Here is a 14,364-nt window from a genome sequence, read left to right on the forward strand (position 1 = left end):
GCCAAGAGAACGCCCGGGTTGGCGGGGCATCCGCCCCGGCGCGAAAGATGGGGAAGACGTGGGGGAGATCGGCGTGCCACGATTTGCCCCATGGGTCTCCCTGAACATCATCTGACGGCGGGGGAGCGGGTCGTGCACTCGTTCCATCCGCACTGGAAGCGCCTGATACTTCCCTTCTTCGCGCTGATCCTCGTCATCGCCGCTTCGAGCGCGGCGTTCTACTTCATTCCCGTGGACTACGAGTACGCCCGCTACGCGTGGCTCGCGGTGGCCGTCGTGTCCGTGGTGGCGCTGGCGCTCTGGTCGTTCATCCCGTACCTGCGGTGGAAGACCACGTCGTACACGCTCACGACCCACCGGTTCAACATCAGCACCGGCATCCTGAGCAAGTCCGACGACGACATCCCGCTGACCAAGGTCAACAGCGTCAGCTCCGACCAGACCTTCGTCGAGCGCATGCTCGGCTGCGGCACCCTCGTGGTCGAGTCCGCCTCCGACAAGGGCGAGATCAACCTCAAGGACATTCCCAAGATCCAGGCGGTCAGGTCGGAGCTGTTCCGGCTGGTGGAGGACGCTTCCGACGGAGACATCGACGGTCGGTGAGATATGCCCCGGACGTGGCGTAACCTCCTGAAGGTGCGTGAGACCGAGACCGCGGGACGTCCGACAGCCGAGCAGATCGAGCGGCTGTTCGTGGGCTCCGCGCCTCGTCATACGCGCGGGGAGGTGGCGAGGCGGGCCGGGGTCCCCTCGGAGCTCGCCCAGCGCATCTGGCGCGCGCTCGGGTTCGCCACGCCCGCCGACGACACCCCTGCCTTCACCGACGCGGACGTGGAGGCGCTGCGCCGCGTGGCCGGCATGCTCGGCGGCGAGCTGATCGACGAGACCACGGTCGTACGGATGGCGAGGGCGCTCGGCCAGACCACGGCGAGGCTCGCCCAGTGGCAGGCCGAGATCATGATCGGGGCGATGCTCGGCCCGGCGGAGGCGCCGACCGACAAGGAGCTGGCCGACGTCCTCGCGATCTCGCGCAAGCTCCTGCCCGAGTTCGAGCGCCTGCTCGTCCACGTCTGGCGGGCCCAGCTCGCCGCGGCGGGCACCCGCCTGCTCACGATCACCGACCCGAACACCGAGACGGTGCCGGGCCGCCTGACCCTCGCCGTCGGGTTCGCCGACCTGGTCTCCTTCACCCAGGTCTCCCGCGAGCTGGACGAGCAGGGCCTGGCCGAGCTGGTGGAGAACTTCGAGTCCATCACCTCCGACGTCGTCGCCGCGCACGGCGCCCGGGTGGTCAAGACCCTCGGCGACGAGGTGCTCTTCACCGCCCCCACGGCGGAGACGGCGGCGCGCGTCGCGCTGGAGCTGGTCGACGCGATCCGCGACGAGGGCAGGGAGGTGCGCGTCGGCCTCTCGTACGGCCCGGTGCTCCCGATCATGGGCGACGTCTTCGGGACGACCGTGAACCTCGCCGCGCGGCTGACCGCGATAGCCCACCCGTGCACGGTGCTCGTCGATCCGGGCGTGGCGGAGGCGATCGAGGGCAGGCCGGGGATCGCGGCCCAGCGCATCCGCAGGCGCCCGGCCCGCGGCCTCGGGATGATCCAGCCCTACGTACTACGCCGGTCTTGACGGCCGCGCCGGTCGTCAACATTCTGAACGCCATTGATGTGTCGATGCACGTTGATGTAGGTCGATAAATGGAGGGACCCACATGCCGTACGAAGTCCAGGGTGTGATAGCGGGGGGCAAGGGCGAGGCCGTGTCGGTGCAGACCGTCATCGTCCCCGACCCGGGGCCCGGCGAGGCCGTCGTGAACGTGCAGGCCTGCGGGGTGTGCCACACCGACCTGCACTACCGCGAGGGCGGGATCAACGACGAGTTCCCCTTCCTGCTCGGCCACGAGGCCGCCGGCGTCGTCGAGGCCGTGGGCGCCGGCGTCACGAGCGTCGCCCCGGGTGACTACGTGATCCTCAACTGGCGCGCCGTCTGCGGCAACTGCCGGGCGTGCCTCCGGGGCCGCCCGTGGTACTGCTTCGCCACCCACAACGCCGCCCAGAAGATGACCCTCGCGGACGGCACGGCGCTCAGCCCCGCCCTCGGCATCGGGGCGTTCGCCGAGAAGACGCTGGTCGCCGCGGGGCAGTGCACCAAGGTCGACCCCGATGCCCGGCCCGCCGTGGCCGGTCTGCTCGGCTGTGGCGTGATGGCGGGCCTCGGCGCCGCGATCAACACCGGCGGGGTGTCCCGCGGTGACTCGGTCGCCGTCATCGGGTGCGGCGGGGTCGGCAACGCGGCGATCCTCGGGTCGTCGCTCGCGGGCGCCGCGAAGATCATCGCGGTGGACGTGGACGACCGCAAGCTCGGCCTCGCGGGCCAGTTCGGCGCGACCCACACCGTCAACTCCAAGACCGCCGACCCGGTGGAGGCGATCCGCGAGCTCACCGGCGGGCACGGCGCCGACGTCGTCATCGAGGCGGTCGGCCGCCCCGAGACCTACAAGCAGGCCTTCTACGCCCGCGACCTCGCCGGCACCGTCGTGCTCGTGGGCGTGCCGACTCCGGACATGACGCTCGACCTGCCGCTGCTGGACGTCTTCGGCCGGGGCGGCTCGCTGAAGTCCTCCTGGTACGGCGACTGCCTGCCGAGCCGCGACTTCCCCATGCTCATCGACCTCTACCTGCAGGGCAGGCTCAACCTCGACGGGTTCGTCTCCGAGACGATCGAGCTGGACCAGGTCGAGGACGCCTTCGCCAAGATGCACCGCGGCGAGGTCCTCCGCTCGGTGGTGGTCCTGTGACCATCGGCAAGCTCGTCACCTCGGGCACCTTCACGCTCGACGGCGGCACCTGGGACGTCGACAACAACGTGTGGTTCGTGGGCGACGACCACGAGGTGGTCGTCATCGACGCCGCCCACGACGCGCAGGCCATCCAGGAGGCGGTGGGCGGCCGCCGGCTGAAGGCGATCATCTGCACCCACGCCCACAACGACCACATCAACGCCGCCGGGGCGCTGGCCGACGCCACGGGCGCCCCGATCCTGCTGCATCCGGCCGACGCCGTCCTGTGGGAGATGGTGTACGGCAGCGCGCGGCCGTACGAGCCGCTCCACGACGGTGACGTGGTCGAGGTGGCCGGCACCGCCCTGCGCGTGCTCCACACTCCCGGCCACGCCCCTGGGGCCGTCAGCCTGCACGTTCCCGACCTCGGAGCCGTCTTCACGGGGGACACGCTCTTCTCGGGCGGGCCGGGGGCCACCGGGCGGTCGTACTCGTCGTTCGACACGATCATCGACTCCATCAGGGACCGGCTGCTGGTCCTGCCTCCCGAGACCGTCGTCCACACCGGTCACGGCGACTCGACGAGCATCGGGTCCGAGGCGCCCGATCTGGAGAAGTGGATCGCCCGGGGCCACTGACCGGCCGGAAGTCACTGACATCGCCTGCCGGCATGCGCACGGCAGCGCGAGGTCAGTGACACAGCGGCGCCTCAATGACGGGGTGAAGGCAGCGTCAGTGTTAGCCAGGTCACGTAGGCAAGCCTTAGCTCTATGGGTTACCTTAGGTGTGCCTAACCTACCTTCCCCCGCCGTGAGAGGCACTCCTCGCATGTACGTATGCATCTGTCAGGCCGTGACCGAGCACGACGTTCACGCCTGTATCGCCGCAGGTGCGAAGTCCGCTCGCCAGATCCGTGACACCACGGGAGCGGGCAGGGACTGCGCGACATGCGTCCGGAAGATTTGTGCAATGCTGAAGCGATCTGAGGAACTTGTCGCGACCGCATAGATCAACCGCATAGATCAAGGGGCTTGCACATGCAGGGGGACAAAGACATCATCGCTCTGCTGAACGAGCAGCTGACGTCAGAGCTCACGGCGATCAACCAGTACTTCCTCCACGCCAAGCTGCAGGAGCACTGGGGATACACCAAGCTCGCCGCGTACACCAGGGCCGAGTCCATCGACGAGATGCGGCACGCCGAGGTGCTCACCGACCGCATCCTGATGCTCGAAGGCCTGCCCAACTACCAGAAGCTCGGCACTCTCCACATCGGGCAGACCGTGAAGGAGCAGCTGGAGGCCGACCTTCAGCTGGAGGTCGAGGTGGTCCAGCGCCTGCGTCCCGGCATCCAGCTGATGCGGGAGCGCGGCGACGCGACCTCGGCCCGCGTCTTCGAGGGCATCCTTGAGGACGAAGAGCACCACATCGACCACCTCGAGACCGAGCTGCAGTTGCTGAACACCCTCGGCGAGGCGCTCTACCTCCAGCGTTTCGTGGAGCTTCCGGGCGGCTCGGACTCCGGCTCCTAGCGTCCCGCCGGATTTCTTTAGCACAATTTTGCCGATGTCACCGAGACCGGTGACAGAAGCCGCGCTCACGACACGGCCCGCCCGGGTTTTCCGGCGGGCCGTCGGCGTCTCTCCGCGTGTCCCCGGCGTGTCCGGGCGTGTCGGGACCGCTCGGCGCGGATAGCCGCGGTGCGCTTGGGGTACCAGGTTAGTGCGGGAGGGCTCATCCCCCTTTCTCCGTCTTTGCCCAGGTCAATTGGTGGGTCAACGACAAGTCAAACCGCGCGCTGTACCCGGGAAACGATCGCCTAAGGTCCTACGATCGCTTTATGACCTGCGTACTTCTCGCCGAGGATGACACCTCGATCTCCGAGCCCCTGGCGCGCGCGCTGCGCCGAGAGGGCTATCAGGTGGAGGTGAGCCCCGATGGCCCGCAGGCCCTGGAAAGGGCTCTGTCCGGGGGCGTCGACCTCATCGTGCTTGACTTGGGCCTACCCGAAATGGACGGCCTGGAGGTCGCCCGCCGCATTCGCGCCGAAGGGCACGGCACGCCCGTGCTGATCCTGACGGCGCGCGTCGACGAGGTGGACACCGTGGTCGGTCTCGACGCGGGAGCCGACGACTATGTGACCAAGCCGTTCCGGCTCGCCGAGCTACTAGCCCGTGTGCGGGCGCTGCTGCGGCGCGGCACCTCTGAGACCCCCGTGGTCCAGGGCGTGCGCATCGACGCCGACTCGCGGCGTGCCTGGATGGGAGACAAGGAGCTGCATCTGACCACCAAGGAATTCGACCTGTTGCGCGTGCTCGTACGCGACGCGGGCAAGGTCGTCACCCGCGAGCAGATCATGCGTGAGGTGTGGGACACGAACTGGTGGGGTTCGACCAAGACCCTCGACATGCACATCTCGTGGCTGCGCCGCAAGCTGGGGGACGATGCCGCCAAGCCGCGTTACATCACCACGGTTCGTGGAGTTGGCTTCCGATTCGAGCGCGAATAGCCCATAGCTAGATGCGCCGTAGGTTGCTGTCTTCGACATTGGTAGTCGCGGCCATCGCGGTCCTGCTCCTGGGTGTCCCGCTCGGGCTGGTGGTGACCCGCCTCATCAACGACGAGGCGGTCCAGCAGCTCCGGGCACAGGCGACGCTGCTGCTCAGCCAGGTGGAATACGCCCGCATCGAGGAGCGGCCCATAGATCCCGACGAGCTGCAGCGGCAGTATCCCAACAGGTATGTCCAGATCTTCATCCGCAACAGCCCGACGGTCATCGTCGGTACGGAGCCGCCCCCCGATCGGCAGATGACCGAGGAAACCCATTCCGAGAGTGGGGTCTACGTCCGGATAACGCGTGACCGAGCCCAGGTCGAGCGGAACATCCGGGGGTGGCTCCTGCTCATCGTGGCCCTGGCCGGTCTCGCGCTAGCGGTCGCGGTGTCGCTCGCCGTCGTGCAGTCACGCCGGCTCACCCTGCCGCTCCTGGATCTCGCCAGGATCGCGGAGCGGCTGGGCTCCGGTGACGCCCGGCCGAGCAGGCACCGCTACGGCATACCCGAGCTCGATCGGGTGGCCGAGGTGCTCGACCGCAGCGCCACCCGCATCGCCGACCTGCTGAGCCGCGAGCGGGAGTTCGCGACCGACGCCTCCCACCAGCTGCGCACGCCCCTCACTGGGCTCACCATGCGGCTGGAGGAGATCGTGGCCGCCGCCACCCAGCCCGCGATCGTCCGCGAGGAGGGCGAGGCGGCGATCGTCCAGGCCGAGCGGCTCACCGCCGTCATCGACGAGCTCCTCGCCGCCGCCCGGCGGCAGCGCCACGCGCAGGCGGAGGCCATCTCGGTCGACGAGGTGCTGCGCCAGCAGATCACCGAGTGGGAGCCGGCATTCCGCAGGTCAAGGCGGTCGCTCCATCTTGAGGGAAACCGCGGCCTGCGCGCGCTCGTCAGCAAGGGCGGGCTGAGCCAGGTGGTTTCGACGTTATTGGAGAACTCCCTGGAGCACGGCGACGGCCCGGTGACGATCACGACGGGCAGCTCGGACAAATCGATCGTGATAGAGGTGGCCGACAGGGGGCCGGGCATCCCCGAGCACCTTCGCGCCCGCGTGTTCGACCGCAACGTCAGCGGCGCCGGCGGTACGGGGCTCGGGCTGACGCTGGCCCGCGCGCTCACCGCCTCTGACGGCGGGCGCTTAGAGCTGGTACGGCCGCGACCGGCGGTGTTCGCGCTCTTCCTGCGCCCCGCCGACGAGACGGCGCGGCACCGTGTGGTCAGCGGCCCGGCGTGATGCCGCTCGCGGGGTCAGGGCCTGGTGGCCCGCTCCGGCGGGGGCGAGGCCGGTGGCGAGAAGGTGGCGTGGTTGCCGTCGCCGTTCAGACGGGCGGGATCCCCCAGCCGGATGCCCGGAGCGCCAGGGGGCGGTGGCACGACGCCCTCAGAACCCTGGTGAGGGCGGTGAGGCGACTCCTCGCCCGTCTCGGGAAGCCCGGTGTGCGGGTCGACCGGCGGCAGCTCCGGCGGCAGGAACACCCACTTCTTGTACGACCAGAAGCGGAACAGCGTGCCGAGTGCCGTGCCGATGATGAGCGAGATGTTGTAGCTCAGCGGGTCGGCCATCTTGAGCGTGTACTCGACGAAGCCGATGATGAGCAGCGAGATCAGCAGGCCGATGCCGTTGAGCACGAAGAACAGGAAGTACTCGCGGGCCAGGCCGGTCTGCTCGCGGTGCCGCCACGTCCAGTAGCGGTTGGCGAGGTAGGCCAGCGTGGCGGCGAGCACGGTCGCGAAGACCTTGGAGGTCAGCGGCCCGAGCTGCACCCCGTACCGCAGGAGGTTGGTGCCGCCGAAGTCGACCACGAAGGCGGCGGCGCCCACCGTGCCGAACTTGGCGAGCTCGCGGAACAGCGAGGAGAACCTGTCATACAGGCGACGTATGAGCTGCACAACAGTCCTTCCTGGGGTCCGGAGCCCCATCAGGTTACCGGTGCTACGGCAGACCTCGCGTCCAGTCACACAAGCTCGTCAAAAAGACCGTTTCAGCAAATATCCGGACTTTCACGGGTAGTAACTGACACGGTGCGCTAGGCTGCGCCGCAGATCGCAAAGGTGTGCCCTGGAGAGGTGGCTCCGAGCGTGCTGCGCCGACTTGTCGCTCTGGGAATCAGTGCCGCCCTGCTGACAGCCTGTGGCGCACAGGCCGACGGTCAGCCTGACCGGACGGCGCCCCCCGATGCCGTGAGCGCCCCCGCCCAGACCGTGGGTCCCGAGGATGCCGCCACCGCTTTCGCCCTGCTCAAAGAGCTCGACGAGGCTTGGAAGAAGCGCGACTGCGCCAAGGTCGCCTTCCTCACGACCTCGGCGGAGAGTGAGCTGGGCACCCGCGCCTGCGAGGCGGTCAGGAAGGGCCGCCCTGCACCCGCACCGCTCAACTACGGCGACGTCGACTACTTCCTGCCCGACCGCCCCGCGGAGCATCCGTGGTTCGTCGTGCTGGCCCACGAGCCCAAGCTCTCCTATTTCGTCTTCGCCCGGGAGGAGGACCGCTGGCGGCTCGCGTACGGCCCCATCAGGCTCCTCGGGGCCGCTCCCGAGCTGGACGCCCAGCAGACCACCCGTGTCGTGCCCACAGATGATCCCGAGGACGGGGTCCGCGCCCGGCTCGTGCCACAGAAGCACCTGGCCTTCCTCTCCGACCGCGCGGGGCTGAGCGGCGTGCGGTTCGCCGCGGGCGACCCGATGCGCGCCCTGCTCGCCGAGCTGGTCAAGAAGCCGGCCACCGTACGGCCCGACCGGCTCAGCTCCGATGTGCAGCTCGTGCCGTCCGAGACCAGGGCCCTCGGGCTCGCCGACGGCGGCGCGCTGGTCTTCCACGCGCTCAAGATCGTGTACACGCAGAAGACGGGCGCCCGCAGGCTCGCCCACCCGGTGTTCGGCGCGGACGCCGTACGGGCCTTCACCGGCAAGCCGAACCCCACGACCATCCACGCCGGCGAGGTCGTCGTCCTGGCGACCAAGGTCACCGCCGACGGCAGGCTGACCACCGTGGCGATGACCAGAGGCCTCGCCGACATCACCGCCTGACCTTCACAGGCCCTACGTACGGGCAACCGGCCGACAGCACGGCCACCTGATGGTCCTGGGTAGGGTTTGAGCTTGTGACCAGTGTTGTGACCAGGGGCGAAACGCCTCCCATCGGGCCTGTCGTCGGCATGGTCGGCGCGGGCCAGCTCGCCCGCATGACCCAGCAGGCGGCCATCGCCCTCGGCGTCGAGCTGCGCGTCCTCGCCAACTCCCTCGACGAGAGCGCCGCCCGGGTGATCGCCGACACCCGGCTCGGCGACTACCGCGACCTCGCCGTCCTGCGCGAGTTCGCGGCCGGCTGCGACGCGATCACCTTCGACCACGAGCACGTGCCGACCGGCCACGTCCAGGCCCTCGCCGCGGACGGCCTCGCCGTGCACCCGGGCGCAGAGGCGCTCGTGCACGCGCAGGACAAGGCCGTGATGCGCGAGCGGCTCACCGCGATCGGCGTCCCCTGCCCCGCCTGGGCCCGGGTCTCGTCCGCCGACGACCTCGAGGGCTTCGGCAAGGAGCACGGCTGGCCGATCGTGCTCAAGGCCGTGCGCGGCGGCTACGACGGCCGGGGCGTGTGGGTCTGCTCGTCGGTGGAGGAGGTCGGTGAGGTGCTGGCCAGCGGCACCGAGCTGATGGCCGAGGCGTTCGTGCCGTTCGAGCGCGAGCTCGCGGTGCTCGTCGCGCGGTCGCCGCACGGCCAGGGGGTCAGCTACCCGGTCGTGGAGACCGTCCAGCAGGACGGCATCTGCGTCGAGGTCATCGCGCCCGCGCCGGGGCTCGACCCCGAGGACGCCGCGGTGGCGCAGCACACCGCGCTCAAGATCGCCAACGAGCTCGGGGTGACCGGGCTGCTCGCGGTGGAGATGTTCCAGCTCCCGGCCGGCCGCATCGTGGTGAACGAGCTGGCGATGCGCCCGCACAACAGCGGCCACTGGACCATCGAGGGCGCCCGCACCTCGCAGTTCGAGCAGCACCTGCGCGCCGTCCTCGACCTGCCGCTGGGCTCGCCCGCCCCTGCGGCGCCCGTCGTGGTCATGGTCAACGTGCTCGGCGGGGAGGATCCCGGCGTCTTCGGCCGGTACGAGCACGTGATGGCCCACGACCCGGGCGTGAAGATCCACTTTTACGGCAAGGAGGTGCGTCCCGGCCGGAAGATCGGGCACGTCACCGCGCTCGGCACCGACCTCGACGAGGTGCGTGCCCGCGCCCGCCACGCCGCCGTCCACCTCGCCACGGGAGAGTACGTCTGATGGCAGCGAATCCCGTGGTCGGCATCGTGATGGGCAGCGACTCCGACTGGCCGGTGATGCGGCTCGCGGCCGAGGCGCTGGGTGAGTTCGGCGTCCCGTTCGAGGCCGATGTGGTCTCCGCACACCGCATGCCCCAGGAGATGATCGCCTACGGCGAGCAGGCGGCGTCCAGGGGGCTCCGCGTGATCATCGCGGGCGCCGGGGGAGCCGCCCACCTTCCCGGCATGCTGGCGTCCGTGACCCCGCTGCCGGTGATCGGTGTGCCGGTGCCGCTGAAGTACCTCGACGGCATGGACTCACTGCTGTCCATCGTGCAGATGCCCGCGGGGGTGCCGGTGGCCACCGTGGCGATCGGCGGCGCCCGCAACGCCGGGCTGCTCGCCGTCCGCGTCCTCGCCGCCGCGTCCGAGGAGCTGCGCGCGAAGATGACCGATTTCCAGGCCGCTCTCAGGGACCAGGCGCATGCCAAGGGCGCCCGGCTCCGCGCCGAGGCCGAGACCCTGGCAGACCCGGGCCCGAAGGGCTAGGCGCGCTCCTGACGGGCTGCGCGACCTCCGGCCGGGTGAGCCGCGGCCTCGCCGGTCTCGCTCGCTACGGGCGGCCCAGCGCGCGGTAGTGCCAGCCCGAGGCGCGCCAGGTCTCGGCGTCCAGCGCGTTGCGGCCGTCCACGATCTTGCGGGCGGCCACGACGCCGCCGAGCTTCTCGGGGTCGAGGTCGATGAACTCCTGCCACTCGGTCAGCAGCAGCACGACGTGCGCGCCGCGCGCGGCGTCCAGTGCCGAGGACCCGAACCCGAGGGTCGGATGGGCCCTGCGGGCGTTGGCGAGCGCCACCGGGTCGTAGATCGTGACCTTCCCGCCCTGCTCGCGGATCTTGACGGCCACGTCCAGGGCGGGGGAATCGCGGATGTCGTCGGAGTTGGGCTTGAACGCCGCCCCGAGCACCCCGACCGTACAGCCGCGGAACGAGCCGCCCGCCAGCTCGCGGGCCAGGTCGACCATGCGGGCCCGGCGGCGCATGTTGATCGCGTCCACCTCGCGGAGGAACGTCAGCGCCTGGTCGGCGCCGAGCTCGCCGGCGCGTGCCATGAACGCGCGGATGTCCTTGGGCAGGCAGCCGCCGCCGAAGCCGAGACCGGGGTTGAGAAACCGGCCGCCGATGCGCTCGTCGAACGACAGCGCGAGCGACAGGTCCTTGACGTCGGCGTGCGCCGCCTCGCAGACCTCGGCCATCGCGTTGATGAAGGAGATCTTGGTGGCCAGGAAGGCGTTGGCGGCCACCTTTACCAGCTCGGCGGTGGGGTAGTCCGTGATGATCAGAGGGGTGCCCTCCGACAGCATGGGCTCGTACACCTCGCGCATGACCTTCTCGGCCTTGTCGGAGACGACGCCGAGCACGATGCGATCGGGATGCATGGTGTCCCGCACGGCGAAGCCCTCGCGCAGGAATTCGGGGTTCCACGCGAGCTCCACCAGCTCCCCGGCCGGCGCGAGCCGTACGAGCTTGTCGGCGAGGCGCTGGGCGGTGCCGACCGGCACGGTCGACTTGCCGACGACCAGGCACTCGCGGGTGAGGTGGGGGGCGAGCGACTCGACGACCGCGTCCAGGTAGGACACGTCGGCCGCGTACTCGCCCTTCTTCTGCGGGGTTCCTACGCAGACGAAGTGCACGTCGCCGAACTCGGCGGCCTCCTCGTAGGAGGTCGTGAAGCGTAGCCGCCCCGACTCCAGCCCGCGCTGGAGCAGCTCCTCAAGGGCGGGCTCGTGGATGGGAAGCTCGCCGGCCTGCAGGCTGGCGATCTTCGCGGGATCCACGTCCAGCCCGAGCACTTCGAAGCCCAGCGCGGCCATGCACGCCGCGTGCGTGGCACCCAAGTATCCGGTCCCCAGGACCGTCAGGCGATAGGACACGAGCGTGCTCCTTCCATGTACGGCTGTCGATCCCATCTTTACCGTTACGTTGCCGAGGCATGTTACCGGCCCCCCTACCTCCTGCAACAGTACAAATAGGACATTTCGCCGGAGGGGTGACTTCCATATACCCCTGCTTCAGCATCCGTATTGTTGGACGTCCTACTATCTGTCCATGAGCTTCCCTCTCTACGCGCCCGCCGAAGAGCACGAGATGCTGCGTGAGACCGTGCGGGCCCTCTCCGACGAGAAGATCGCCCCGCACGCCGCCGCCGTCGACGAGAACGGCGAGTTCCCGTGGGAGGCGTACAAGGCCCTGGTCGCCGCCGACCTGCACGCCGTGCACATCCCTGAGCAGTATGGCGGTGCGGGGGCCGACGCGCTCGCCACCGTGATCGTCATCGAGGAGGTCGCGCGGGCCTGCGCGTCGTCCTCGCTGATCCCGGCCGTCAACAAGCTCGGCACGGTGCCGCTGCTGCTGTCCGCCTCCGAGGATCTCAAGCAGCGCTATCTGGCTCCCGTGGCCCGCGGTGAGGGCATGTTCTCGTACGCCCTGTCCGAGCCCGAAGCCGGCTCCGACGCCGCCGCGATGAAGACGCGCGCGGTCCGCGACGGCGACCACTACGTGCTCAACGGCACCAAGATGTGGATCACCAACGCGGGCGTGTCGGAGTTCTACACGGTCATGGCCGTCACCGACCCCGAGGCCGGGGCCCGGGGCATCTCCGCGTTCGTCGTCGAGAAGGACGACGAGGGCGTGAGCTTCGGCGCCAAGGAGAGGAAGCTCGGGATCAAGGGCTCGCCCACCCGGCAGGTCATCCTGGAGAACGTGCGGATCCCCGCCGACCGGATGATCGGCGAGGAGGGCACCGGCTTCAAGACCGCCCTCGCGACCCTCGACCACACCCGCATCACCATCGCCGCCCAGGCCCTCGGCATCGCCCAGGGCGCGCTCGACTACGCCATCGGCTACGTCAAGGAGCGCAAGCAGTTCGGCAAGCCCATCGCCGAGTTCCAGGGGCTGCAGTTCATGATCGCCGACATGGCGATGAAGCTGGAGTCCGCCCGGCAGCTCACGTACGCGGCGGCGGCCAAGTCCGAGCTCGCGATGCACGGCCAGAAGGCCGCCGACCTCACCTTCTTCTCCAGCGCCGCCAAGTGCGCCGCCTCCGACGCCGCCATGGACATCACCACCGACGCCGTCCAGCTCCTCGGCGGCTACGGCTACACCCGCGACTACCCGGTAGAACGCATGATGCGCGACGCCAAGATCACCCAAATCTACGAGGGCACCAACCAGATCCAGAGAATGGTCATGGCCCGCCAGCTCCTGAAGTAGCTATTGACGTGCAGAAACCTCGCTTCCTTCGCGTGGGCGGCGGGGTTCGTCATGTCCGATTCGGGACCTCTAATAGATCTTGTTCCGTGGCTGTTCCGTGAGAGTTGCCGAGCGCGTCTCGCGTTGATCGTTAACGGCTCCCAGTAGGAGACGCCGGTGCTCACCCCGCGTGACGAGCGCTGGTCACGAAAAGCGAAGAGCCACCGGGCGGTTCTCCTCGCCGGTGGCTCGTGTGCCTCCGAGGGCTACCCCGTGGCGCCTTGATCGTCAGAGACGGCTCGGGGACGGAACAGGCGGTCGTCGATGGCTTTGCGGGCGCGGTCGTGGGAGCCGGGCATCATGTGGGCGTACACCCGGAGCGTGAAGCCGGGGTCGGCGTGGCCAAGGTACTCGGCGAGTTCCTTCACGGAGACGCCGCCCGCGAGCATGACGCTCGCGTAGTAGTGGCGGAGTTGGTGGAGGCCCTCCCTGCGGGAGGTCGTGAAGCGCTTCCGTGCTCGGGCGTCTTTCTCGGCATCCGGGATGACGCCGGCCGCGACGAGGGCGGGCTTCCAGACGAGTTCGCTGTAGCCGCGCGCTCTGATGAACTTGTCGTCCGTCCAGCGGAAGAGCAGGTTGTGCGTACGGAGAGGGCCGTTGAGCTTCTCCCAGGGCAGCGAGCAGGCGAGCGAGGGATACGCCTTGACGTGCCGTTTGATGGCCCCAGTGGCCCACTCGGGGAGCGGTGCCATGCGCTCACGGTCGTTCTTGGGCAGGGCGAACACGTGGTCTCTGCCGAGCTTCTTGATCTGCCGCCGGACGCGGATGATTCCCTCGTCGAAGTCGACGTCTTCTAGAGCCAGGCCGAACAGCTCTCCCTGACGCAGGCCGCAGGAGGCGGCGATGATCGGGACGAGACGGAAGAGGGCCGGGTGGGCGTGGATCACCGCGTGGACCCGCTCGTCCGCCCACGCGATCAGCTCTTCGCCGGGCCGCTTGGGCACTTGGACTATCGGGGATCGGGCCGGGTTCTTCCTGATCGCCTCGTCCGCGACGGCCAGTTCAAGGACGCCTTGCAGGACGAGGAACGACGTCTCGATGGTGGACGGACCGTAGCGCTCGTTCAGGTCACTTATCCACGCCTGGACGTGCGAGGGCAGGATGCTCTTCACCTGCCGCCGCGCGAACGCCGGGCTGACGTGTAAGCGGTAGATGTACTCGTATCTGATCTTCGTGGACGGGTCGACGATGCGGGAGTTGAGCCAGCGGGCCGCGATGTCGCCGAACAGCACCTTGCCGGCGTTGGGGGCGATGTACTCGCCGCGGTTGACGTCGGTGCCCATCGACGCGGCTTTCTTCTCCGCATCGACCTTCCGGTCAAAGGCGGCGGACACCTCGTTCCCATCGGGATCAAGCCACACGGCGAGCCAGCGCTTTCCGCCACCGTATCGCAAGGTCTTGACCTTCTCCGTCCTGCCGTCAGGGCGACGAACGGTCTTGGTCCACAGGTCCTTGACGTAGGCCATC

General features: G+C 69.1%; 15 protein-coding genes. 12 read left to right on the forward strand and 3 right to left on the reverse strand.

Features of this window, described 5'->3' with window-relative positions:
* The first annotated feature begins 90 nt into the window (after window positions 1-90).
* From ACOZ38_RS06480 to ACOZ38_RS06515, 8 genes are all read left to right on the forward strand, one after another.
* Window positions 91-603, forward strand: a complete 513-nt coding sequence (locus tag ACOZ38_RS06480; RefSeq protein ID WP_424529214.1) for a PH domain-containing protein — start codon at window positions 91-93, stop codon at window positions 601-603.
* A gap of 33 nt (window positions 604-636) precedes the next feature.
* Window positions 637-1,629, forward strand: a complete 993-nt coding sequence (locus ACOZ38_RS06485) for an adenylate/guanylate cyclase domain-containing protein (protein ID WP_424529215.1) — start codon at window positions 637-639, stop codon at window positions 1,627-1,629.
* 82 nt (window positions 1,630-1,711) lie between these two features.
* Complete coding sequence (locus ACOZ38_RS06490) at window positions 1,712-2,797, forward strand: S-(hydroxymethyl)mycothiol dehydrogenase (protein WP_424529216.1); 1,086 nt, start codon at window positions 1,712-1,714, stop codon at window positions 2,795-2,797.
* Complete coding sequence (locus ACOZ38_RS06495; RefSeq protein ID WP_424529217.1) at window positions 2,794-3,417, forward strand: MBL fold metallo-hydrolase; 624 nt, start codon at window positions 2,794-2,796, stop codon at window positions 3,415-3,417. The genes ACOZ38_RS06490 and ACOZ38_RS06495 overlap by 4 nt, the downstream gene beginning before the upstream one ends.
* A gap of 190 nt (window positions 3,418-3,607) precedes the next feature.
* Window positions 3,608-3,787, forward strand: a complete 180-nt coding sequence (locus ACOZ38_RS06500) for a (2Fe-2S)-binding protein (RefSeq protein ID WP_424529218.1) — start codon at window positions 3,608-3,610, stop codon at window positions 3,785-3,787.
* 29 nt (window positions 3,788-3,816) lie between these two features.
* Entirely contained in the window at window positions 3,817-4,311 is a 495-nt protein-coding gene (gene bfr / locus ACOZ38_RS06505) for a bacterioferritin (protein WP_405144817.1), read from the forward strand.
* 308 nt (window positions 4,312-4,619) lie between these two features.
* A complete protein-coding gene (locus ACOZ38_RS06510) occupies window positions 4,620-5,288 on the forward strand; it encodes a response regulator transcription factor (RefSeq protein ID WP_030451323.1) in 669 nt (222 codons plus the stop codon).
* A gap of 11 nt (window positions 5,289-5,299) precedes the next feature.
* Window positions 5,300-6,571: an ATP-binding protein gene (locus ACOZ38_RS06515; RefSeq protein WP_405144818.1), complete on the forward strand. Its 1,272-nt coding sequence runs from the start codon at window positions 5,300-5,302 to the stop codon at window positions 6,569-6,571.
* Between the two features lie 14 nt (window positions 6,572-6,585).
* On the opposite strand, the gene ACOZ38_RS06520 is transcribed toward ACOZ38_RS06515, so the two are convergent.
* Entirely contained in the window at window positions 6,586-7,227 is a 642-nt protein-coding gene (locus tag ACOZ38_RS06520) for a GtrA family protein (protein WP_424529219.1), read from the reverse strand.
* A gap of 189 nt (window positions 7,228-7,416) precedes the next feature.
* On the opposite strand from ACOZ38_RS06520, the gene ACOZ38_RS06525 reads away from it, so the two are divergent.
* From ACOZ38_RS06525 to purE, 3 genes are all read left to right on the forward strand, one after another.
* Complete coding sequence (locus tag ACOZ38_RS06525; protein WP_424529220.1) at window positions 7,417-8,364, forward strand: hypothetical protein; 948 nt, start codon at window positions 7,417-7,419, stop codon at window positions 8,362-8,364.
* Between the two features lie 74 nt (window positions 8,365-8,438).
* Window positions 8,439-9,608 (forward strand): 5-(carboxyamino)imidazole ribonucleotide synthase, encoded by a 1,170-nt coding sequence (locus ACOZ38_RS06530; protein ID WP_424529221.1) that lies wholly within the window; start codon window positions 8,439-8,441, stop codon window positions 9,606-9,608.
* Window positions 9,608-10,135: a 5-(carboxyamino)imidazole ribonucleotide mutase gene (gene purE / locus ACOZ38_RS06535; RefSeq protein WP_424529222.1), complete on the forward strand. Its 528-nt coding sequence runs from the start codon at window positions 9,608-9,610 to the stop codon at window positions 10,133-10,135. The genes ACOZ38_RS06530 and purE overlap by 1 nt, the downstream gene beginning before the upstream one ends.
* A gap of 64 nt (window positions 10,136-10,199) precedes the next feature.
* Here purE and ACOZ38_RS06540 read toward each other — a convergent pair whose 3' ends face one another.
* Window positions 10,200-11,519 (reverse strand): UDP-glucose dehydrogenase family protein, encoded by a 1,320-nt coding sequence (locus ACOZ38_RS06540; RefSeq protein WP_405144823.1) that lies wholly within the window; start codon window positions 11,517-11,519, stop codon window positions 10,200-10,202.
* 175 nt (window positions 11,520-11,694) lie between these two features.
* On the opposite strand from ACOZ38_RS06540, the gene ACOZ38_RS06545 reads away from it, so the two are divergent.
* On the forward strand, window positions 11,695-12,858 hold the full coding sequence (locus ACOZ38_RS06545) for an acyl-CoA dehydrogenase family protein (RefSeq protein ID WP_424529223.1): 1,164 nt from the start codon (window positions 11,695-11,697) through the stop codon (window positions 12,856-12,858).
* A 245-nt stretch (window positions 12,859-13,103) separates the two neighbouring features.
* Here the strand turns inward: ACOZ38_RS06545 and ACOZ38_RS06550 are convergent, their stop codons facing one another.
* Window positions 13,104-14,363: a tyrosine-type recombinase/integrase gene (locus ACOZ38_RS06550; RefSeq protein WP_424529224.1), complete on the reverse strand. Its 1,260-nt coding sequence runs from the start codon at window positions 14,361-14,363 to the stop codon at window positions 13,104-13,106.
* Between the last annotated feature and the right edge of the window lies 1 nt (window position 14,364).

Source organism: Sphaerisporangium viridialbum, assembly GCF_049674955.1.
GTDB classification, from domain to species: domain Bacteria; phylum Actinomycetota; class Actinomycetes; order Streptosporangiales; family Streptosporangiaceae; genus Sphaerisporangium; species Sphaerisporangium viridialbum.